22 protein-coding genes are annotated in these 20,746 nt (G+C 38.0%); 11 read left to right on the forward strand and 11 right to left on the reverse strand.

The annotated features are described in order from the left end of the window. Positions 1-55: 55 nt before the first annotated feature. Positions 56-1,222, reverse strand: a complete 1,167-nt coding sequence (locus tag ACQ7EO_RS12690; RefSeq protein ID WP_056510528.1) for an ATP phosphoribosyltransferase regulatory subunit — start codon at positions 1,220-1,222, stop codon at positions 56-58. A 316-nt stretch (positions 1,223-1,538) separates the two neighbouring features. Here ACQ7EO_RS12690 and ACQ7EO_RS12695 point away from each other — a divergent pair, with 316 nt between their 5' ends. Further along, on the forward strand, positions 1,539-2,048 hold the full coding sequence (locus tag ACQ7EO_RS12695) for a hypothetical protein (RefSeq protein WP_004820954.1): 510 nt from the start codon (positions 1,539-1,541) through the stop codon (positions 2,046-2,048). 71 nt (positions 2,049-2,119) lie between these two features. Here the strand turns inward: ACQ7EO_RS12695 and ACQ7EO_RS12700 are convergent, their stop codons facing one another. Continuing rightward, positions 2,120-2,662: a cysteine hydrolase family protein gene (locus tag ACQ7EO_RS12700; protein ID WP_434277500.1), complete on the reverse strand. Its 543-nt coding sequence runs from the start codon at positions 2,660-2,662 to the stop codon at positions 2,120-2,122. Between the two features lie 124 nt (positions 2,663-2,786). Here ACQ7EO_RS12700 and ACQ7EO_RS12705 point away from each other — a divergent pair, with 124 nt between their 5' ends. Together ACQ7EO_RS12705 and ACQ7EO_RS12710 are read left to right on the forward strand one after the other, a co-directional pair. Continuing rightward, positions 2,787-3,197: an Lrp/AsnC family transcriptional regulator gene (locus tag ACQ7EO_RS12705; RefSeq protein ID WP_004820950.1), complete on the forward strand. Its 411-nt coding sequence runs from the start codon at positions 2,787-2,789 to the stop codon at positions 3,195-3,197. A gap of 37 nt (positions 3,198-3,234) precedes the next feature. Beyond that, entirely contained in the window at positions 3,235-3,807 is a 573-nt protein-coding gene (locus tag ACQ7EO_RS12710) for an RNA 2'-phosphotransferase (RefSeq protein WP_434277502.1), read from the forward strand. On the opposite strand, the gene ACQ7EO_RS12715 is transcribed toward ACQ7EO_RS12710, so the two are convergent. Then, on the reverse strand, positions 3,804-4,265 hold the full coding sequence (locus tag ACQ7EO_RS12715; RefSeq protein ID WP_096733928.1) for an Lrp/AsnC family transcriptional regulator: 462 nt from the start codon (positions 4,263-4,265) through the stop codon (positions 3,804-3,806). The two genes, ACQ7EO_RS12710 and ACQ7EO_RS12715, sit on opposite strands and share 4 nt — an antisense overlap. 151 nt (positions 4,266-4,416) lie before the next feature. On the opposite strand from ACQ7EO_RS12715, the gene ACQ7EO_RS12720 reads away from it, so the two are divergent. Both ACQ7EO_RS12720 and ACQ7EO_RS12725 read left to right on the forward strand, forming a co-directional pair. After that, positions 4,417-5,160 carry an AzlC family ABC transporter permease gene (locus ACQ7EO_RS12720; RefSeq protein WP_004820943.1) on the forward strand — a complete coding sequence of 248 codons (744 nt, stop codon included), beginning with the start codon at positions 4,417-4,419 and terminating at the stop codon, positions 5,158-5,160. Continuing rightward, positions 5,157-5,456, forward strand: a complete 300-nt coding sequence (locus ACQ7EO_RS12725) for an AzlD family protein (RefSeq protein WP_419314646.1) — start codon at positions 5,157-5,159, stop codon at positions 5,454-5,456. The genes ACQ7EO_RS12720 and ACQ7EO_RS12725 overlap by 4 nt, the downstream gene beginning before the upstream one ends. Positions 5,457-5,501: 45 nt before the next feature. Here ACQ7EO_RS12725 and ACQ7EO_RS12730 read toward each other — a convergent pair whose 3' ends face one another. Both ACQ7EO_RS12730 and ACQ7EO_RS12735 read right to left on the reverse strand, forming a co-directional pair. Continuing rightward, positions 5,502-5,801, reverse strand: a complete 300-nt coding sequence (locus ACQ7EO_RS12730) for a hypothetical protein (RefSeq protein ID WP_434277504.1) — start codon at positions 5,799-5,801, stop codon at positions 5,502-5,504. An 83-nt stretch (positions 5,802-5,884) separates the two neighbouring features. Further along, on the reverse strand, positions 5,885-6,907 hold the full coding sequence (locus tag ACQ7EO_RS12735; protein WP_419314640.1) for a type I glyceraldehyde-3-phosphate dehydrogenase: 1,023 nt from the start codon (positions 6,905-6,907) through the stop codon (positions 5,885-5,887). Between the two features lie 193 nt (positions 6,908-7,100). Here ACQ7EO_RS12735 and ACQ7EO_RS12740 point away from each other — a divergent pair, with 193 nt between their 5' ends. From ACQ7EO_RS12740 to csrA, 5 genes are all read left to right on the forward strand, one after another. Next, positions 7,101-7,847: a hypothetical protein gene (locus ACQ7EO_RS12740; protein WP_419314636.1), complete on the forward strand. Its 747-nt coding sequence runs from the start codon at positions 7,101-7,103 to the stop codon at positions 7,845-7,847. 29 nt (positions 7,848-7,876) lie between these two features. Further along, the gene (locus ACQ7EO_RS12745; RefSeq protein ID WP_434277506.1) at positions 7,877-8,653 is read left to right on the forward strand and encodes a hypothetical protein; all 777 of its coding nucleotides are present in this window, start codon (positions 7,877-7,879) and stop codon (positions 8,651-8,653) included. Positions 8,654-8,896: 243 nt separating this feature from the next. Next, positions 8,897-11,590 (forward strand): alanine--tRNA ligase, encoded by a 2,694-nt coding sequence (gene alaS / locus ACQ7EO_RS12750; RefSeq protein WP_434277507.1) that lies wholly within the window; start codon positions 8,897-8,899, stop codon positions 11,588-11,590. Between the two features lie 63 nt (positions 11,591-11,653). Next, positions 11,654-12,934: an aspartate kinase gene (locus ACQ7EO_RS12755; protein WP_004721171.1), complete on the forward strand. Its 1,281-nt coding sequence runs from the start codon at positions 11,654-11,656 to the stop codon at positions 12,932-12,934. A gap of 242 nt (positions 12,935-13,176) precedes the next feature. Further along, positions 13,177-13,428, forward strand: a complete 252-nt coding sequence (gene csrA / locus ACQ7EO_RS12760) for a carbon storage regulator CsrA (protein ID WP_004721174.1) — start codon at positions 13,177-13,179, stop codon at positions 13,426-13,428. Positions 13,429-13,507: 79 nt separating this feature from the next. On the opposite strand, the gene rnhB is transcribed toward csrA, so the two are convergent. Beyond that, on the reverse strand, positions 13,508-14,077 hold the full coding sequence (gene rnhB / locus ACQ7EO_RS12765; RefSeq protein ID WP_004820802.1) for a ribonuclease HII: 570 nt from the start codon (positions 14,075-14,077) through the stop codon (positions 13,508-13,510). Positions 14,078-14,326: 249 nt separating this feature from the next. Further along, positions 14,327-14,704: a hypothetical protein gene (locus ACQ7EO_RS12770; protein ID WP_434277508.1), complete on the reverse strand. Its 378-nt coding sequence runs from the start codon at positions 14,702-14,704 to the stop codon at positions 14,327-14,329. A gap of 224 nt (positions 14,705-14,928) precedes the next feature. On the opposite strand from ACQ7EO_RS12770, the gene ACQ7EO_RS12775 reads away from it, so the two are divergent. Continuing rightward, positions 14,929-15,480: a cytochrome b gene (locus tag ACQ7EO_RS12775; protein ID WP_004721181.1), complete on the forward strand. Its 552-nt coding sequence runs from the start codon at positions 14,929-14,931 to the stop codon at positions 15,478-15,480. 99 nt (positions 15,481-15,579) lie between these two features. Here the strand turns inward: ACQ7EO_RS12775 and ACQ7EO_RS12780 are convergent, their stop codons facing one another. The 4 genes from ACQ7EO_RS12780 to ACQ7EO_RS12795 all read right to left on the reverse strand — a co-directional run bounded on the left by ACQ7EO_RS12780 (position 15,580) and on the right by ACQ7EO_RS12795 (position 20,728). Beyond that, a complete protein-coding gene (locus ACQ7EO_RS12780; RefSeq protein WP_434277509.1) occupies positions 15,580-15,933 on the reverse strand; it encodes a hypothetical protein in 354 nt (117 codons plus the stop codon). A 70-nt stretch (positions 15,934-16,003) separates the two neighbouring features. Further along, positions 16,004-17,005, reverse strand: coding sequence for an adenosine deaminase (locus ACQ7EO_RS12785; RefSeq protein WP_434277511.1), 1,002 nt, complete (start codon positions 17,003-17,005; stop codon positions 16,004-16,006). Positions 17,006-17,126: 121 nt separating this feature from the next. After that, on the reverse strand, positions 17,127-18,446 hold the full coding sequence (locus ACQ7EO_RS12790; protein WP_004820795.1) for an NCS2 family permease: 1,320 nt from the start codon (positions 18,444-18,446) through the stop codon (positions 17,127-17,129). A gap of 884 nt (positions 18,447-19,330) precedes the next feature. Then, entirely contained in the window at positions 19,331-20,728 is a 1,398-nt protein-coding gene (locus tag ACQ7EO_RS12795; RefSeq protein WP_434277512.1) for an efflux transporter outer membrane subunit, read from the reverse strand. Positions 20,729-20,746 lie beyond the last annotated feature (18 nt).

Raw genomic sequence — 20,746 nt, forward strand, 5'->3', positions numbered from 1 at the left:
TCATGCTGTTAAAATAGAAAACCAAATCGAATGACATGAACATTCAATCTGATACTTAAATTGTTTCGATTTTCCACTCACCTGCAACATTCACCATCTGGTGGGTTGCATTTGGAACTGAGTTTAAATCGTCATTACCCAATAATTGAATTACACTTAAACCTTGTTGACGTGCTACGGCAATCGCATCCAGCAAAGTGGATTCGGTACCTTTTGGTGCAACCACTTTTTCAATCTGCTGACGTTGACCCGCACTTAAGGAATACAAGTCACAAGAAAAGCCTGTTGCAGGACGCGCGCGTCCAAAGTGTTCACCAATACCATCATAACGACCACCTTGTGCCAACGGTGCAGCACGGTTCGGTGCATACACGGCATACATTAACCCAGTGTGGTAATGGTACGAACGAAGCTCTACAACATCGATACCAATATTGAGTTTTGGCCAACGTGCTTGGATTTCTGTATATGTTGTTTTAAGTACCTCAAAAGCATTTTTAAATGCTTCATCAGCAAAAATCTCTGCGCTAATATTCGCTTGCAATGCATCCAGATCACTTGCATAACGACCTAAAGCATAAAAATCAGAACCAAATTCTAAATCTTGAGTGAATTCAGCAAGTTCTGGTAGTGCTTTGCGCTGATACAAATCAGATAAGTGGCTTTCTGTTGATTTATTTAAACCCACATGTTTTACCAGACTTCTAAACAGTCCTACATGCCCTAAATCAAGATGGATACCATCAGCTAAACCCGCGGTATTAATCAGATTGAGCATCACGTCGATCATTTCAACGTCTGCGTCAATACTGTCTGATCCAAATAACTCTGCACCTAACTGAAGTGGTGCACGTGTGGTATTAAAACCTTGTGGTTTAGTATGAAGTACAGTTCCTGCATAGCAGTAACGCGCCACACCTTGTACTTGATGTACATGGGCATCAATACGAGCCACTTGTGGTGTCATATCGGCACGCACACCAAGTAAACGACCTGAAAGTTGGTCGATGACTTTAAAAGTGGCTAAGTCTAAATCTTGATTCGATTCGGAGAGAGAAGAAAGAGATTCGATGTATTCGATGAATGGCGTATACACCAGCTGATAACCTCGTGATGCGAGGAAATCTAAAGCTTCACGGCGCAATTTTTCAATTACTTGCGCTTGCTCTGGTAATACATCAGCTACACCATCAGGTAATAACCATGTCTCTGAAATGGGCATGTTGTAAACCTAAATCCTGTCAGCGCGGAAGTAATCCGCATAAAAAAATCGGGAACACACCCGATTTCTCTTATTTTAGCACGATCATCTGCGCCATGCATTAATAAAATAACTTTTGATGCCTAGATAATTTGACCACTTATGCATAATTTAGGCAAAAAACCATCTATTACACACTATCCCACTTCAATTCTTTGTATTTATTTAACTTTTCACACAAGTGTTGATTGCTATTTGCGTTGTTGAAAATATAATTTATTCGTTTAGAAAAACAGCATCTATTTAAAGCAACTGAAATACTAAAAACTGGGGAAGTATGGAACTACATAGCAACTTATATTACACGCATCCAAATACGGAAATCATGCAAAAGCTAGGCCGTTTATTTCAAGAGCATCGCGGTGAGCAAGACAAATTTATTGCTGTTGCAGTTGAGCTTAATTCACAATTGGGGCAAGAACTTGCAGAAGATCTTTTAAATACAGTTGACAATATTGAGTTTGATTTGGGTCCTGAATCATTACACGCTATTGCAGGCTATTCAGTTGCCCATTTTGTGCATGGTTCTTCAGGCGATGAGTTTATCGAAGCAATCTTACTTTTCTTAAAAGCATTGCTCCCTGAAATTCACACACTGGCTTGGGGTTGTGGGGATGATGACCCGTGGGAATTCTGGTTTAAATTTGAAGGCGATGAATTGATTCGTGAAGATGATGAACCTTTCAATGATCCTGAACAAGATGAAGAAATAAAATCCTCCATTTATACATGGTGGCATACAGGCTTACCTGAAAAAATCAAAGAAGGTTTCTTAAACCAAGCATAAATTTTTATTCAGATTTAAAGGGAAGTACAAAATCGAATCACTGTACTTCCCTGTTATTTTAACTCTTTCAACTATTTTAAATAGTCCTCGATACTGACCACTTGTGAAAACATTTGAAAGGCTGACAAACAGGCTGTTTGTACATCTTCTGCCTCAACCGTTCTGCCTGAATAGCTCAATTGACGCGTCGCTGTAGCGTCTGCAATGATCGTCGGTTGATAAGCAAATTCTGCCGCTGCACGTGACGTCGCATCAACACACATATGCGTCATCATGCCACTAATCACCAATTTATCAACATTCAGTCGCTCTAATTCTGCTCTTAGAGTGGTTTGAAAAAAGCTATTGGGATAATGTTTTTCAATCACAATTGAATCAGCCTTAACGCGTAAACCCGAATGTAGTGCTACACCCATCGTTCCTGCTTGAAAAAATGTAGCATTAGGTTGATTGGCAATATGCTGTATATAAATAATCGGCTGCTCACGCTTTATAAATAGATCTTCCAAACGATTGATGTGTTTTAAAGCCTGTTCCGCGCAGAACAACTCCATCTTCCCTTGAGGAAAATAATCGTTTTGGACATCTATCACTAATAATGCTGTTTGACTCATGGTGTTTCCCTAACCCTTGTGTTGATGTTTTTATAAGATTAATCAAAACAGCTGGCGATTTGCAGTCACTCATGAAAGAATAATCGATTAGAAACTTTCAAACTGAAAATTTGTTCAATTCACTATGTTGCCAAATGACCCAATTGACCTCAAAATTTTAAAAATACTAAAAACTGATTCTCGCTTAAGCAATAAAGAGATCGGAAAATTAGTACACCGTACAGGGCAAGCTGTAGGAAGTCGCATTGCGCGAATGCAAGATGAAGGAACGATTCAGAAATATACGATTACGCTACAGCATCAATCTACACAATTTATACGTGTGATGATGCAGAATAATGAATTTGAACAGTTTGAAGCATTTATCGCTCAATTTGAGTCAATTGAAAGTTGCTATAAAGTCTGTGGTTCCGCTTGCTATATGCTGGTTGCGCATTTTGATAGTCATGCAATCAATTTATTTATCGAGCAACTCTCTGAATGGGGACAATATTCAGTAGATAGTGTCGTAAGAGCAATTGAAACTCAGCCTTAATTTTTATACCCAAATCCATATCATGTAAGAATAACAAATGAAATCTTCAGAAAAAACATTACGCGAACATAGTAAATTTCTAAGTTTAGTACTTCGGCATCAACCAGAAACCATTGCAATCCAACTCGACTCCGAAGGCTGGACGGATGTACATATCCTTTTGCAGCAAATGATCAAACACAAAAGACCGCTTAAACTCGTAGAGTTGATTGAGGTTGTTGAAAGCAGTGATAAAAAACGCTTCCAGCTCTCACCTGACCAAAGCAAAATCCGCGCAGTACAAGGTCACTCTAGTGCTCAGGTTCAACGTGAGTATGCTGCTATCACGCCGCCCGATACACTTTTTCATGGCACAGCAACTCACTTTGTCGACAGTATTTTAGAAAAAGGCTTAATTTCAGGTGAACGTCATCATGTGCATTTATCTGCTGATTTAGTCACAGCCCAGAAAGTGGGACAACGACATGGCAAAGTCATCATTTTCATACTAGACACCAAACAGATGCACCAAGATGGTTTCCAGTTTTATTGTGCTGAAAATGGGGTTTGGTTGACTGAACAAGTGCCGATAAAATATTTAAAGTTATTCGAAAGCGAATCAAAAAACTAATCTAGCGGTAAGGCTGTGGTCTGTTTGATCTTTTGTAAAGGGATTTCAGTTTTGACATTCTGGATCCCTGGAATTTTATTTAAATGATTAATTTGAAATTTACGATATGCCTCTAAATCAGAAACCACAATACGTAAGAAAAAATCACAATCACCTGCCATAAGTTGACATTCAACAATTTCAGAAATATTCATAATGCTTTCGATAAATTGATTGACTGCTTGTTCATCCTGACTCTTTAACCAAATTCGTGCAAAGACTGTCAAACTGAGATCTACTTTGTGTGGATTGACCAATGCAACATATTGGTCAATGATCCCCTCATCCTCCAGTTGCTTTACTCGTCTTAAACAAGGTGAAGCGGATAAACCTATCTGTTCTGCCAATTCATTATTTTGTAGTTTTCCATTACGTTGTAATGCACACAGAATACGCCGATCTATCTGATCCAATTTCATAAAATTATTTCTAGCAGATAAAACTAAAAAATAACATATTCCAGCAATAATATTGCAAAAATTATTTTACAGGCAGCAAGTTTAGCGAAATATAGCGAATCATTTGGCATAAAATAAAAATCACCTTGTTTTAGCGACCATTGAGCGACTCATGTTAAGTTTTAAGAACACTACGACTGAACTGACCTATTCAATTGAATTTAGAGAGTTTGTACGTGGGCTTAAAACCTCTATTCCAATGCTACTGGGTATTATCCCTTTTGCACTGGTTTTAGGAACACAAGCAGCGCAAAAAGGATTTTCTGCCTTAGAAGTTCCATTGTTAACAGGACTCAATTTTGCTGGTGGTTCTGAGTTCGCCATTATTGAAGTTTGGACGCAGCCTCCTCAATTGTTGTTTTTAATTCTGATCACTTTCCTGGTCAACAGTCGCCATATTTTAATGGGCGCGAGTTTAGCACCCTATATTCGACATTTGCCCAATCGTAAAGCCCTTCCATTATTATTTTTTATGTGTGATGAGAGTTGGGCCCTTAGCATTACGGATTCACACAAACAAAACCCTCGCAATCCCTATGCAGGATTTAGTGTGTTTTTTTATATCGGCCTTTGTTTTGCGTTATATGTTATGTGGGTGGTTTTTACCACTATGGGAGTCGGCATTGGCTCTTTCCTTGGTGATGTCACAAAGTTTGGTTTTGACATGGCATTCCCCGCAGTTTTTCTGGTGCTTTTACGCGGAATGTGGAAAGGTTTTAAACCTGCACTGCCTTGGTTGATTAGTCTAATCGCTGCTGCACTGGCCTATTATTATCTACCCAAAGGCTGGTATGTATTGATTGGTTCTATTTCAGGAATTTTTGCTGCGTTCTTATTAATTGGAGATGAAGAATGATTCATATGACAACATTCATCGCCATTGTTTGTGTAGGATTAACAACCTATTTAACTCGAATCTTAGGTTATTTACTGTTAAAAAATAAACACCTCAGCAAAAGAACCACGCGAATTTTACAGGTGATCCCCGGCTGTGTTTTGATTTCAGTGATTGCACCCTACTTTGTTACGGATCAACCAGCCAACTTGATTGCAATTATCATCACACTGTTCGCAGCTTGTTATTTTTCATTATTGCCCACTGTACTGATCAGTATCATTGCAACAGGGATTTTGCGATACGTTATGCTTTAAGTGATCTGAATAGCCAATATCCCTGACTTGATGCAATTCAAAACCTCAATTAAGGTTTGAATTTTGCTGTAATATTTTAATTAATTCAGCGTTTTGAAACTCAACTTGAGTCAAACGTGTTGAGGTATTGTCTAAAACTTGCTGCTGTACATGCATTTTTTTAGCCAAATCTTGCATAATTTGTAAGGCCTGTTTGAGATGTTGCTCTTGTGCATGGATCTGTTGCTCATGATTCTGCACATGTTTAAGCCATTCAAGGTTTTCTTTCTTTAACTTTCCCATTTGCCAAATCACAAACATCATGGCCAGATAAAGAATCACAATAACCAAATATATAAAAAACATCATTCACCCCCAACAAAACACGTCAATCTTTGTCTTGATTAAACTCAAGTCATTAAAGTTATTTTAAAGTGATAAATATTAGATTAATAAAATGATTCACACAAATCTAACAAGCGATTTGCATAGCCCCATTCGTTATCGTACCAAGCAAACACTTTCGCCTGTTGCCCCACGACCATGGTTTGAGTCAGATCAACAATCAGTGAATAAGGTGAATGATTAAAATCACTTGAAACCAATTGCTCATCTGTGACAGACATAATTTCAGCATAATCATATTTTGCTGCTTGAATTAAGGTTTGGTTAATTAAATGAGCTGTTACAGGCGCTTTAGCAATAAATGTTAAATCAATGGCGGCAACATTAATTGTTGGTACACGGATTGAAAAACCATCAATACGGTTTTCCATTTTGGGCATGACTTGTTTTAATGCACCCAAAGCAGAAGATGTAGTTGGAATAATATTTTGTCCTGAAGCACGTGCGCGGCGTAAGTCTCGATGTGCATGATCCAGTACAGATTGATCTGCTGTGACCGCATGAATTTCAGTCATTAATGCGCTGTCAATTCCAAATGCATCATCAATAATTTTGACCAAAGGGACTAAAGCCTGTGTAGTACATGACACACCCGAAATAATTTGATCACTAGTTTTAACATCATGATGATTTACCCCATAAACGATGGCAGCATCAACAGTATCAAAAGGTGCTGCACCGATAATGATGCGTTTTGCACCTGCTGTTATATGCTGTGTTGCAGCGGCTCTTGATCGAAACAGCCCTGTACATTCTAAAACAACATCAATATTTAAATCTTTCCAAGGCAATAATTCAGGATTGGCTTGTCTTAAAATTTGCACTTTCAGTTTAATTTGTCGTGCGTCAATCGACATATAAAGCTGTCCATGTTCTTGTACGATATTCACTGCACCGTCAAAGCGACCATGGGTAGTATCGTATTTAAATAAATGAACCAGCGTTTCAACATCTGCAATATCGTTAATGGCAACAATTTCAAAATGGAAGTTTTTCGGATTTTCAAACCAAGCGCGTAATACATTCCGTCCAATTCGCCCGAATCCGTTTATTGCCACACGTTGCATCAGATGTCCTTTTACAGCCAAACTACTTTATGCGCTATATGTTATAAGATTTAGCGTGACTACTGTTAGAATATGCTTTATTTAGTCATAAAAATTTCTCAAAAATAATTTTTTGATTCAGCTAGGATAAAAATAAATGTATCCATCCATTAAAAATATTTTTAAACTAAATCAATTATTTTATCTTTACTGCATGATTTTACTAGCCTTTCTATACACACAACCAACACATGCACAAAATGCCTATTCAAACTGCTCAGAAACTCTGACTCAACAACTCATTCAAAAATTCAACTTAAACACACAACAAAATTTAGATGCGCGTTATCCTGTATTCCAAACCTGCTTAACGATCAGTAAACACCAACAGATTATTGCAATCAGCAATCCTGTTGCTATGCAATCTGACTTTGCGGATTATGATTTAAATTTATATTTGATCGATACCGCATCTTCAAAAATTTTAAATCATTATACTTATCCAAAAACCATCTCTTCCGATGCCAGTCAGTTTGAAAATTTAAAATTTGATATCAATCCTTACTCTAAAACTCCCCATACTCATGTTATTGGATTGGCCTTAACTTATGGGCATTCTGGGGGAATGTATTATACAATTCGTGAATTAAAACTATTTCAAATCAATGCTGCTAAAGTTCAGCTCGTTTTAGATAATTTTATGACTAATTACTCAGCTGGCGAAAGACCATCTCTATGTGAAAATAATGCACAAACCGAGACTCAAATTTTGCTTAATCCATTAAAACAGCAAAGTCATGGTTTAGCAGATATTCAATTAACTGAAAAATCCGAACGTATAACACTTGATGAGAAAAACTGTAAAACACACCGTATCGTCAAAAAACAAAGCCATATTATGAAATTCGATGGGAAAAAATATCGTTTTAAGCAGCTCAAATTTTTAGACTTTGGAATTTAATTAAATTTTGCAATTAAAAAGGTTAGATCATGAAAACATTACAAATTGTATTCAACACTGCATTGCTTTTGATTACTGGAAATAGTTTTGCAGCACCTTATCAACATTGCTCAGACCAACAGCAACAACAATTGATTCAACAATTTAAATTGGTCAATCAGCGTTTTGCCAATACTGAAGCCAAAACATATAAAAGCTGTATCCATTTAGACAATCAACAAAAAACTCAGCTTATTGCAATCAGTCAACCAATTGCTTATAAATCTTATGATGAAATGGAACATGATCTAAATTTATATTTAATTGACTCTTCTCAGCATAAAATTCTGCAAAAGTATAAAGCACCAGAAACTTTTTACTCAGATGCAGATCATTATGATGGTGCACAACTCCATACGACCCGTTTTTCAACATTAACTGATATTGATGTCGTGGGTATTGAAACTTCATCGTCGCATCAAGGTGGTTTCACTTATAGTCACAGTAATTTAACTTTATTTAAAGTTAATCCTAAACAACCCATCAAAGAAATTGGCGGTATCAGTATGAATGATAGCGGCGATGAACGAATTGGAAACTGTCCAGAGAATAGTAATTCAGAGGTCAGAAGTATCCTCATATTATCAAATAAAACGACACATGGCTTACAGGACATGATTTTAAAAGAAACCAAAAACCAGACCAAAACCAACTATAAAACCTGCACTTCGGTAAAAAAACAATATAAGCAACAACAAACGCTTAAATTTAATGGTCAAGTATATAAATTTCAGCATCATAACTTTTTAAGTATTGATCCTTTTTAAGCAAGCTTAAATCCGATAATGGCAATGTGGCTATATTTTAAATTTATACAACCAAAATTTACCCCAGACGAAAGTTGAAAATGTATAGAAATACCAATAATTCACCTTAAAATCATTGGTGGACACTACATTTTCCGTTATACTTTGGCGTTTTTAAAAATAAGCCCGTGTGGTGACTGAGCGCAAAAATCAGACTCAGCAACGCACTTTTAGCCAATACGAAAATTAAGGAGTGACTTGGTTGTGAGTACTCGTTTTATGACAACTGCTGAAATACGTGAAGCATTTTTGCGCTACTTTGAATCGCAAGGACATACACGTGTCGCGTCAAGTTCACTTGTACCTGCCAATGACCCTACTCTGCTTTTTACCAACGCAGGGATGAACCAGTTTAAAGACTGTTTCCTTGGATTAGAAAAACGTGACTATGTTCGTGCAACGACGTCGCAAAAATGTGTCCGTGCAGGCGGTAAGCACAACGACTTAGATAATGTCGGTTATACAGCACGTCACCATACATTTTTTGAAATGTTAGGTAACTTCTCTTTTGGTGATTACTTTAAGCGTGACGCGATTCGTTTTGCTTGGGATTTCCTTACAGGCGAAGAATGGTTAGCACTCCCTAAAGATAAATTATATGCCACTGTTTATCATACAGATGATGAAGCGTTTGACATTTGGAACAAAGAAATTGGCTTAGCTGCAGATCGTATTATCCGTATTGGTGACAATAAGGGCGAAAAATACGCTTCTGATAACTTCTGGGCAATGGGTGATACTGGCCCATGTGGTCCTTGTTCTGAAATTTTCTTTGACCATGGCGATCATATTTGGGGTGGCTTACCGGGCACACCAGAAGAAGATGGCGACCGTTTTATTGAAATCTGGAACAACGTTTTCATGCAGTTTAACCGTACTGCTGATGGCGTACTGCATAATCTTCCTGCACCATCTGTAGATACAGGCATGGGCTTGGAACGTATTTCTGCTGTTTTACAGCATGTCAATTCAAACTATGAAATTGATCTGTTTCAAGACCTATTAAAGTCTGCTGCTGAAATTATTGGTGTTGATACATCTGAAGCGGTTGCAACTGCACAAGCAAACAATAAACCTATTGAATACCCTGCTTCACTTAAAGTGGTCGCAGACCATGCACGTTCATGCTGCTTCCTGATTGCAGATGGCGTTAACCCTTCAAATGAAGGTCGTGGTTATGTATTGCGTCGTATTATCCGTCGTGCAGTACGTCATGGTAATAAAATGGGTGCAACGGGTACATTCTTCTACAAAATGTTGCAACCATTAATCGATGCCATGGGCACTGCTTATCCTGAGCTTGAACAACGTCGTAATGTGATTGAAGCAGCTTTGATTCGCGAAGAAGAATTATTTGCCAAAACGCTTGAACAAGGTTTAAAGCTGCTTGAAGGTGAGTTAGCCAACCTCAAAGATAAAACCATTCCGGGCGAAACCGTCTTTAAACTTTACGACACTTATGGCTTCCCTGCTGATTTAACCGCAGATATCGCACGTGAGCGTGAACTGGAAATTGACGAAGCTGGTTTTGAAGTTGAAATGGCAGCACAACGTCAACGTGCACGCGATGCAGGCAAGTTTGCTGTTGACTATAACAGCATTGTGAAAGTAGATAGCGAAACTCAATTTGATGGCTATGAAGCAACTCAAGGTCAAGGTCAAATTATTGCGATCTATAAAGATGGCGTACAAGTTGATGAAGTCGTTGAAGGCGATGAAGCACTAATCGTATTGAACCAAACACCGTTCTATGCAGAAAGCGGTGGTCAGATTGGTGATACAGGTCTGTTCAAAAACGATACTGGTATTTTTGAAGTTCAAGATACTAAAAAATCTGGTGGCGCGTTTGTTCACCAAGGAATCGTGACAATGGGAAGCCTAAAAGCGACTCAAAATGTTGAAGCAATTGTAAAAGCAGATCTTCGTGAAGCAACTGCACGCAACCACTCTGCAACTCACCTTTTACATGCTGCTTTACGTCAAGTATTGGGCGAGCACGTACAACAAAAAGGTTCGTTGGTCGCTTCTGACATTTTACGTTTTGACTTTGCCAATGACCAACCGGTGACATTCGAACAAATTCAACAGGTTGAACGTATTGTAAACCGCGAAGTAATTGCAAATACCGCCGTTTCTACTGAACTTTTAGACATCGATGCAGCAAAAGAAAAAGGCGCAATGATGTTGTTCGGTGAAAAATATGGTGATGAAGTTCGTGTACTTTCTATGGGTTCAATCCAAGATGAGAAAAATTTCTCTATTGAACTTTGTGGTGGTATCCATGTAAAACGCACTGGCGATATTGGTCTGTTTAAAATCACCTCTGAAAGTGGTGTTGCAGCAGGTGTTCGCCGTATTGAAGCTGTTACGGGTACCAAAGCGCTTGAAATCGTTCAAAAATTTGATGCAGATATTTTGCATATCAACGATTTATTAAAAGCACAGAAAGATCAAACTGTTGAAAAAGTTCAATCAACGCTTGAAACAGCACATCAATTGCAAAAACAAATTGAGCAATTGAATCAAAAATTGGCGAATTTCCAAGCCTCTGATTTAATCAGTCAAGTGACGGAAATTGCGGGTCGCCAAACACTTATTGCCACAGTTCAAGGACAAGATGCGAAGTCTGTTCGTCATCTTCATGACAGTGTCAAATCAAAATTAGATAATGCAGTGATTGTGCTTGCGGCTGTAGAAGGTGACAAAGTTAGTCTTATCGCATCTGTAGCTAAAGATTTCACTGCAAATCTAAAAGCGGGTGACATCATCAAACACTTAGCAACTGAGCTTGGTGGTAAAGGTGGTGGTAAACCTGACTTAGCACAAGGTGGCGCGCCACTAAACGAGAAGTTTGAACAAGTGATGGCAGATTTAACTGCTTGGCTTGCTCAAAAATAATACTTCACCTTTTGTGTAACTGACCCTAATGCCGATTAGGGTCATGGCTTATATGGAACAACTATGGCATTAATCGTTCAAAAATATGGCGGTACTTCTATGGGTACTCCCGAGCGCATTTTAAATGTTGCTCGTCGTGTAAAGCGTTGGCATGACCACGGCCACAAGGTTGTAGTGGTTGTATCCGCAATGAGTGGTGAAACAAACCGCTTATTGGCTTTAGCGAAAGCCATTACCGAAACCCCTGATCCTCGTGAACTAGACCAAATGGTGTCTACGGGTGAACAGGTAACGATTTCAATGTTAGCAATGGCGCTCAATTCAATTGGTGTTGAAGCTAAGTCACTCACAGGTCGCCAAGTTGGTATCAAAACTGACAGCGCGTTTACCAAAGCCCGTATCGAATCTATTGATACAGATGTGATGACAAATCATTTGGATGCAGGTCGTGTCATTGTTGTTGCAGGCTTCCAAGGTTTCGACATTGATGGCAATACAACAACTTTAGGCCGTGGCGGTTCTGATACTTCTGGTGTTGCACTTGCTGCGGCATTAAAAGCAGATGAATGTCAGATTTATACAGATGTGGATGGGGTTTATACCACTGATCCTCGTGTTGCACCTAAAGCAAAAAAAGTTGATCGTATTTCATTTGAAGAAATGCTTGAAATGGCATCTCTCGGTTCTAAAGTATTGCAAATTCGTTCTGTTGAATTTGCAGGAAAATACCAAGTGCCTTTACGCGTATTATCAAGTTTTGATAATGACAATGATGGCGCATTCGACGAAGATTTCAAAAACAATGTCGGAACACTAATCACTACTGAAGCGGAAGACAATATGGAACAGCCAATTATTTCTGGTATCGCATTTAACCGTGACGAAGCTAAATTAACAATTTTAGGTGTACCTGATGAACCAGGTATTGCGTCTAAAATCTTATCGCCTATTGGTGCTGCAAACGTTGAAGTGGATATGATCATCCAAAACGTTGAAGAAGATGGCACAACTGACTTCACTTTTACCGTGAATCGTGGTGAACTTAAAAAAGCCAAAGCAATCCTAGAAGAAACGGCTACAGCGATTGGTGCGCGTGAAGTTGCTACGCGTGATGACATTGTTAAAGTGTCGATTGTTGGCGTTGGTATGCGTTCTCATGCAGGTGTTGCAAGTAAAATGTTTACTGCACTTGCAGATGAAGGGATTAATATCCTGATGATCTCAACTTCTGAAATCAAAATTTCTGTGATTATTGAAGAAAATTACTTAGAACTTGCAGTTCGTTCACTCCATACAGCCTTCGGTTTAGACCGTGAACATGGCGAATCGAGTGCGCGTGCATAATTTTTGATCAAATATAGCTACTTATTCGCTGTTTTGACCAAGAAAAAATCAGAGCCACTATAGTGTTTTCTATAGTGGCTCTGTTATATTAGTTTTGAGGTTTTAGAGAAATTTCAATAGAGCAATGTGAAAATGAAAAACTTGTCACATTATTCTGTTAAAATTATCGGTGCTATTTAAAGTTGTGTTTTCTAGTTTTTAGAAATTCATCGCAGGTTTAGCGTTTAAGCAAGGAGATAAACATGCTGATTCTGACCCGCCGTGTCGGAGAAACTTTGATGATTGGGGATCAAGTCAGTGTTACTGTGCTTGGTGTTAAAGGCAACCAAGTTCGTATTGGTGTAAATGCCCCAAAAGAAGTTTCTGTACATCGCGAAGAAATTTATCAACGTATTCAACATGAGCGTGCTATGCACGAGCATTTGCAACATATTGATCAAGATTATCAGCCTTCTTTTGAAGATGATAATTCGCAAAACACCTATAATCGTTAAGATTATAGTTGTTTTGGAAACTAAAGCGGCTTTTAAGCCGCTTTAAATTTTTATTGATCAGTAAAAAACATCATCCGTTTTATTCAAGACCTAGTGCTTTTCTGACTGGTGAATAGCTACGACGATGTTGATCAATCACACCATGTTCAGCAATGGCTTCAAAGTGTGCTTTGGTTGGATAACCTTTATGTTTTGCAAAACCAAATTGCGGATATTGCTTGTCTAATTCAACCATTTCATGATCACGCGTTACTTTGGCCAAAATACTTGCCGCACTGATCTCAGCATGTAAAGCATCCCCGCCTACCACCGCATCACAGCTCATGCTTAAGCCTTTAGGAACTTTATTGCCATCTACAAGCACATGCTCTGGTACAGTTTTGAGTGCCTCTACAGCACGTCGCATCGCCAATAATGAAGCTTGTAAAATATTCAGTTCATCAATTTCTTGATGTGTTGCTTCAGCAATTGCCCAAGCAATCGCTTTTTCCTGAATTTCAATGAATAACTTTTCACGTTTTTTTTCAGTTAATTTTTTAGAATCATTTAAGCCTTGAATTGGCTTGTTTGGATCTAAAATTACTGCAGCCGCGACCACAGAGCCAACCAATGGACCTCGTCCTGCTTCATCTACACCAGCAACTAACATTTTCTTTCCTATCATAAAAGAAGCTCAACAGGTTTTATCTGAGTTTATACATCATCATCTTGAGATGATGACAGATTGAAAGCCCTTTTCTTTGTACATAAATTCAATCGACTGATCAAAATTTAGAATATTTTGCTTCGCGTGAATGATGCCATATAAAGAAAACAGCATCAGTCCTAAGACCATGAATTTATCAATATAGAAAAATCTGTATCAATAAATTCATATGTCTTTGATGCTTTAATGCAATTATCTCATCGCTTCCGCAACACATGCATTAATTGTTTTTGTCACCACATTTGAAACAATCGTAGCACGCGCTTGAGGGTCTAAAGCAGCTGTTGCCAAATCTACAGTACTGACACTTTGTGGTACTTTTTCACTGACACAACCACAAATTTCACTTTGTACATTGTTTTTCTGATCTGAAGTCATGACTTTTGTTGCAGTCTTCCAAGCAGGTAAATTATTCAGTTCAGTTGTACATTTCGCATTGATCGCAATTTTAAGCGCAACACCACCTAACTGCTGAGTTGTTGACGCTGCTGCAGCACCTGTTGGGTCATTGGTCGCGCAAGCCGATAGAGCTAAAGCGATTGAAGCAAGAAAGACAACGCGTTTTTTCACAATTTTTTCCTTTTTATGAGATAAAGCTGGGCTATTTTGCCTAAACTTATACTTGGATTAAACTAAAAATTTGAATAATCACCTCATTAGACGCTAAATGGATAAATATTTCACAATTATTGCTTTAAGCGTTGCAAATTTAAAACAATACGTTGAGTTTTTAGAACTGATTTCTTTTAATAAAATCCATATTATAAGCACTAAATTAAATCGGAATCTGTGTCATGCAACAAAAATCACAATACTATACAAGGACAGCACAATGGTTGCATTGGATTATGGCAATCATCTTTATTACCGCTTGGGTCATTGGTTTTTATAGTGGCAATTTTTTAAGCTATGATGTCGATGGGCCGTTTAAAGGTGATGTCATTACCTTACATAAGAATATTGCATCGGTGATTATCTTTTTGGTGATTATCCGTATCTTTTGGCGTTACACTCACCCTGCACCTGAACTACCTGAAACCATGTCACCATTGATGAAAACTTTGGCTCATTTAGGTCATTTGGGTTTATATTTCATGCTATTGGCATTGCCAATCACAGGATGTTTATTTAGCTGGAGTGCTGGTCATCCTGTGCCTGTATTGTACTTATTTGAGATTCCAAGACTTGTACAAGATAACCCCGATTTAACAGCGATTGTAAAACCTTTACATATTTATATTTCATGGGCTGCAGGCTTACTTCTTGTCGGACATGTTCTGGCTGCGCTCAAACACCATTTCATTGATAAAGACAATGTATTGAAAAGTATGACACGACAAGGTTAGTCGAACATAAATTAAAAAATCTAGCAAAGCACATCAAAACGGTGTGCTTTTTTATATTTTTATTGTGGTTTAAATTTATGCTGCTTAAATTCTAGATCTTTACTTTAATGCTTCCTTTGCACAACCTTTTAAACTATTCATCACCGCTTGTTGAATCAACTTATTTTTTGCAGGTTCATTAAACGTTGCCATAACCAGCTGTTTAGCAGGGACATCATTCAAAGCATTCTCACTGACGCAGCCACAGATTTTTTGCTGTGCATGTTGCTGTTGTGCAGCTGTCCATAAAAATGAGGATACTTGCCAAATCTTTGACGCTTTTAATTCACTGGCACACTGCTGTTCGATTAAAGGTTTTAACATCTTATGCGTAATCGTTTCTGTACTTGAATCAGCACATGCAACAGTCACAGGTAAAATAATGAATAAGGTTAAACTTGTTAAAAATTTCATTCTATTTTCCTCATGAAAAAAAAGCAGTGTTCACACACTGCTTTTATAGGCTTAAAGAATATAGCTTGATTTAAGCCAATTGATCAATTTGATTGTTCCATTTTTGCTTTTCTTCATTTGAAATAAATGATGCTTCAAATGAATTTTTTGCCAATTGCTTTAACTCTGTATTGGAAAGATCTAGCGCTTCAGCAATCGAAATAAAATTATCATTCATATAGCCACCAAAATAAGATGGGTCATCTGAATTGACAGTCACATGTACACCTTTTTGCAATAAACGGTGAATATTATGTTGTGCCATATCATCCACCACACACAATTTTAAATTGCTCAGTGGGCAAACAGTCAAAGGCATCTTTTCTGCAATTAAACGTTGCATCAGTGCTGGGTCTTCTTCTGAACGCACCCCGTGGTCAATACGGTTTACTTTTAATAAATCTAAAGCTTCCCAGACATATTCAGCAGGCCCTTCTTCTCCCGCATGCGCAACCACCAAAAAACCGTCTTTACGTGCTTGAGCAAAAACTCGTTCAAACTTAGCTGGTGGATGCCCAACTTCGCTTGAATCTAAACCTACAGCAATAATTTGATCTTTATATGGCAAGGCTTGCTTTAACGTTTCAAATGCTGCTTCTTCACTTAAGTGACGTAGGAAACACATGATCAAATGAGAGCTTATACCCAACTTTGTTTGAGCATCATCGCATGCACGCTGTAGGCCATTGATCACCGTTTCAAAGGCAACCCCACGGTCGGTATGTGTTTGTGGATCAAAGAACATTTCAGTATGTACAACTTTATCCTCTGCACATTTTTCAAAATATGCCCAAGCTAAATCATAAAAGTCTTGTTCATTGATCAGTACATTGGCACCTGCATAATAAATATCAAGGAAAGACTGTAGATTATGAAAGTTATATGCTTGTTTGACTTCTTCTACAGATTTATATGGGATATCAATTTGATTACGCTGAGCTATCGCAAACATCAGCTCAGGCTCAAACGTGCCTTCGATATGTACATGGAGTTCTGCCTTGGGTAAGGCACGAATAAGTTCTAATCTATTCACGTTTTTCCTCAAACTTATTAAATTAAATTTCAATCATCCAAATCGCTTGGATTCATTTCAATCTGATTAAAACAAAAAAGGGTGCAAACTTGAGTTTACACCCTTTTCTTACTTAAATTTATTAACCACCAAATGCAACGAATTTAATCACCCAGAGCACAGCAATGATCCAAACCATATATGGAACTGTTTTGGCTTTACCTGTAAATAATTTAACCAATGCATAGCTGATAAAGCCCATTGCGATACCGTCTGCAATAGAATAAGCAAACGGCATAAATACAATGGTTAAAAATGCTGGAACTGCCTCGGTAATATCATCCCATTCAATATTAATGATGCCTTGAATCATCAACACACCAACGAATAATAATGCTGGAGCAGTCGCAAATCCAGGAACAGATTGTGCCAGTGGTGCTAAAAATAAACACGCTAAAAATAAAATACCAACAACAACTGCAGTTAAGCCTGTACGACCGCCTGCAGCAACACCCGCCGATGACTCAATATAAGGCGTTGTTGATGATGTCCCCAAAGCAGCTCCGGCAACAATTGCAGTTGAATCAGCAAATAGCGCCTTTTTCAAACGTGGTAATTTACCGTCTTTCAGTAAACCAGCACGATGTGAAACCCCGACCAATGTTCCAGTTGAGTCAAATAAATCAACCAAGAAAAATACGAAAATCACACCCACTAAACTTACCGTAAATAAGTTTTCAAAATTCATTTGCATGAATGTTGGTGCAATAGAAGGGATTGAACCAACAACCCCTTTAAATTCATTTAAACCTAAAGCTGTTGCAATACCAGTGACCGCTAAAATACTGATAATAATTGCGCCACGAATTTTATAGTGGTGCATAATCACGATCAGGAAAAAACCCAGTAATGTCAGTAAAACTGTAGGTTGTTTTAAATCGCCCAAACCCACCAAAGTTGCTTGATTTGCAACAATAATGCCTGAGTTTTTCAATGCAACCAGTGCAAGGAATAATCCAATACCGCCACCGATTGCAAATTTCAATGACATTGGAATCGCATTGACAATGGCTTCACGGATTTTAAACATGCTAATTGCGATGAAGACAAGTCCGGAAACAAATACAGCAGCCAAAGCGGTTTGCCATTCAACGCCCATACCTAAACAAACGGAATAGGTAAAATAAGCATTCAGCCCCATACCTGGTGCAAGTGCAATCGGATAGTTTGCAACAACCCCCATGACCAAACAACCAATCGCAGCGGCCAAACACGTTGCCACAAATACGGCGCCATGATCCATACCTGTTTCTGAAAGAATCAATGGGTTAACAATGATGATGTAGCACATTGTTAAAAATGTCGTTAAACCTGCCAGTATTTCGGTTCTAAACGTTGTTTTGTTTTCGCTCAGTTTAAATAAGCGTTCAAGCAAACCCGCTGAAGGATTTGGATTCGTCATTGTTGAGCCCCTGTTAAGTTTGAGCTATTCGTTGATAAAATCGAGTTCATTTAAAAAAATGCTAAATGCCGTCAATTAAGGCCATAATTCAGCATTCAATAAACATACCAAAATGACATTTCCGATAAAAAACTTGAATTAAAAAAGCTGCAGATTAGCAGCTTTCGTTTTCTAGAAGGTTTAACGGTCGTTATCGATTACATATTACAAATTATAACATACAGTTTAAATAATTTTATCAATCTGACGCTTTTAGTCATCCAATTCATGTGAACTCAGAAGTTTAATGCTTTAAGGATATACAGTGCCTAAATCAAATCACAGTATTACTTACTTTGAGATGATTGTGATTATTAGGATTAGACTCAATTTTCCGAATGGTTAAATTCGCATCTTTGATAATATCTTGCATTTCTTGTTGTTTTTTTTGTTGCGAATCGACATAAGAAAAATAGCCTAGAAATATCACACTACTCAACACGAAAAAAGTTACAAGCTTTACCATTTCAAAATCAAATCAAGGTATAAATTTCGCTGATTATACACATAAACGTGACACAAATAACACTTTAACAATAAAATTGCCTGACAAATCACAAGTATTAACTTGCACTTTCATAGTGCATACTAAATTTTAGAGCCTGCTATACATCTAAAATGGTGCTATTTATTTTAAATAATGATTAAAAAACAACATTAAACTTAATCAATCAAACACAGCTTTTAAACACATAAAGCTTTCAATAACAGGAGTTTAGATAGCTTAACTCACACACTTTAAAATGCATGTAAGCTTTTAAAGTGTGTAAGCTTTTAAATCAGTAATGTTTAAATATGCTATTCAAATATTTAAGCCAAGTCACTTAAGTTTTTACATCGTGCCTTCAACTTATAGTGCCACCTAAGGCTGCAATCAGTTGGGCTGTATTTTTTAACTGCAACTGCTTGAGCTGTAAAGTTGCCTGTTCCGCCTGTAAGGTTAAATTCTGTGCTGTAACCACCTCTAAATAACTGACTAAGCCAGCATTATAGCGACGAGTTACAACTTGTTCATTTTCTAAAGCAAGTTTAAATAGTTGAGCCTGCTCAGATTGTTGCTGTTTAAAACTGGATGACTGTAAAAGCGCGTCTTCCACCTCTTTCCAGCCCGTTAAAACAGCCTGTCTATACGCTGCTGCTTTTTCAGCATAACTCGCTTGTGCTTGTGCAATCTCAGCCTTACGTTTTCCACCGTCAAATATCAATGCCGTTGTTTGTAAGCCCGTCGACCACAAATACTGTGGTGCTTGAAACAGTTGACTCAACACACGGCTATTTAATTCACCGGTTAAACCAATACTGACATCAGGTAACCATGCTGTTTGAGCCAAGCCCAATTGGGCATGTGTTGCCGCCAATTCACGTTCAGCACGGATCACATCAGGACGCTGGATCAGCATCCGACTTGGTAGCTGAGTGGGTAATACTGGAACTTGAAAGTGCTGTTTCTGTTTGGCCAATTGAAATTGAGCAACTGTTTTACCTTGTACCACAGCTAAAATATTTTCTTGTAAATCACGTTGCCGCTGGGTTTCTATCTGCTGGATTTGCACTTGCTTGAGCTGTGTTTCAGCCTGTATCACATCCGCACGCGCGATCATTCCAGCAACATATTGGTTATTTAAAATTTTGACGGAACGCTGATAACTGTTTTGGGTTTGTCGTAAAACATCCAACTGTGCATCCAGTATTCGGATATTCCAATAGGTTTCTGTGCCCAATAATTGTTGATTGAGTTTAATTGCGGCTAAGTCAGCCTGTGAAGCCTCTAAATTTGCCTGTTGCCCTTCAATCGCTTTAGCGACTCTGCCCCATAAATCAGGAATCCAACTGACCTGAACACCCGTCGTAAATTGGTTGTTTGGCGTACTGTCCTTTGTTCCACTACGTTGTGCAGAACCATTTAACTTTAAACTTGGCAAACGGTTAGCGCGTTGCTGCTCAAGTAAGGCATTGGCTTGTTGATAGCGTGCTTCAGCTTGTTTCAGACTCAAATTTTCTTGATTCAATTGTTGCATCAATTGACTGAGAATAGGATCTTGAAAGATTTCCCACCAAGTGTTGGCATTGACGTCTAAGCTTGAGGTTTTTTTCCAATTTAAAACAGCATATTTATAATGATCATCCGTTTGAAGGACTGGCACTTTATATTCAGGCGGATGCAACACAACAGTAGAATTGCATGCAGTCAATATCAAGAACACACTAAGGCACATGACATTTTTAACGATTAAACTCTGCATTATATTTTCCTATTTACC

This window comes from Acinetobacter sp. CE-15 (genome assembly GCF_051059255.1).
In the GTDB taxonomy this organism is placed as follows: domain Bacteria; phylum Pseudomonadota; class Gammaproteobacteria; order Pseudomonadales; family Moraxellaceae; genus Acinetobacter; species Acinetobacter guillouiae.

What these genes read in the sequence shown, in the direction of transcription:
- ACQ7EO_RS12690 (WP_056510528.1), bottom strand. Translation starts at nt 1,222, where the DNA reads ATGCCCATTTCAGAGACATGGTTATTACCTGATGGTGTAGCTGATGTA.
- ACQ7EO_RS12695 (WP_004820954.1), top strand. Translation starts at nt 1,539, where the DNA reads ATGGAACTACATAGCAACTTATATTACACGCATCCAAATACGGAAATC.
- ACQ7EO_RS12700 (WP_434277500.1), bottom strand. Translation starts at nt 2,662, where the DNA reads ATGAGTCAAACAGCATTATTAGTGATAGATGTCCAAAACGATTATTTT.
- ACQ7EO_RS12705 (WP_004820950.1), top strand. Translation starts at nt 2,787, where the DNA reads ATGTTGCCAAATGACCCAATTGACCTCAAAATTTTAAAAATACTAAAA.
- ACQ7EO_RS12710 (WP_434277502.1), top strand. Translation starts at nt 3,235, where the DNA reads ATGAAATCTTCAGAAAAAACATTACGCGAACATAGTAAATTTCTAAGT.
- ACQ7EO_RS12715 (WP_096733928.1), bottom strand. Translation starts at nt 4,265, where the DNA reads ATGAAATTGGATCAGATAGATCGGCGTATTCTGTGTGCATTACAACGT.
- ACQ7EO_RS12720 (WP_004820943.1), top strand. Translation starts at nt 4,417, where the DNA reads ATGTTAAGTTTTAAGAACACTACGACTGAACTGACCTATTCAATTGAA.
- ACQ7EO_RS12725 (WP_419314646.1), top strand. Translation starts at nt 5,157, where the DNA reads ATGATTCATATGACAACATTCATCGCCATTGTTTGTGTAGGATTAACA.
- ACQ7EO_RS12730 (WP_434277504.1), bottom strand. Translation starts at nt 5,801, where the DNA reads ATGTTTTTTATATATTTGGTTATTGTGATTCTTTATCTGGCCATGATG.
- ACQ7EO_RS12735 (WP_419314640.1), bottom strand. Translation starts at nt 6,907, where the DNA reads ATGCAACGTGTGGCAATAAACGGATTCGGGCGAATTGGACGGAATGTA.
- ACQ7EO_RS12740 (WP_419314636.1), top strand. Translation starts at nt 7,101, where the DNA reads ATGATTTTACTAGCCTTTCTATACACACAACCAACACATGCACAAAAT.
- ACQ7EO_RS12745 (WP_434277506.1), top strand. Translation starts at nt 7,877, where the DNA reads ATGAAAACATTACAAATTGTATTCAACACTGCATTGCTTTTGATTACT.
- ACQ7EO_RS12755 (WP_004721171.1), top strand. Translation starts at nt 11,654, where the DNA reads ATGGCATTAATCGTTCAAAAATATGGCGGTACTTCTATGGGTACTCCC.
- csrA (WP_004721174.1), top strand. Translation starts at nt 13,177, where the DNA reads ATGCTGATTCTGACCCGCCGTGTCGGAGAAACTTTGATGATTGGGGAT.
- rnhB (WP_004820802.1), bottom strand. Translation starts at nt 14,077, where the DNA reads ATGTTAGTTGCTGGTGTAGATGAAGCAGGACGAGGTCCATTGGTTGGC.
- ACQ7EO_RS12775 (WP_004721181.1), top strand. Translation starts at nt 14,929, where the DNA reads ATGCAACAAAAATCACAATACTATACAAGGACAGCACAATGGTTGCAT.
- ACQ7EO_RS12780 (WP_434277509.1), bottom strand. Translation starts at nt 15,933, where the DNA reads ATGAAATTTTTAACAAGTTTAACCTTATTCATTATTTTACCTGTGACT.
- ACQ7EO_RS12790 (WP_004820795.1), bottom strand. Translation starts at nt 18,446, where the DNA reads ATGACGAATCCAAATCCTTCAGCGGGTTTGCTTGAACGCTTATTTAAA.
- ACQ7EO_RS12795 (WP_434277512.1), bottom strand. Translation starts at nt 20,728, where the DNA reads ATGCAGAGTTTAATCGTTAAAAATGTCATGTGCCTTAGTGTGTTCTTG.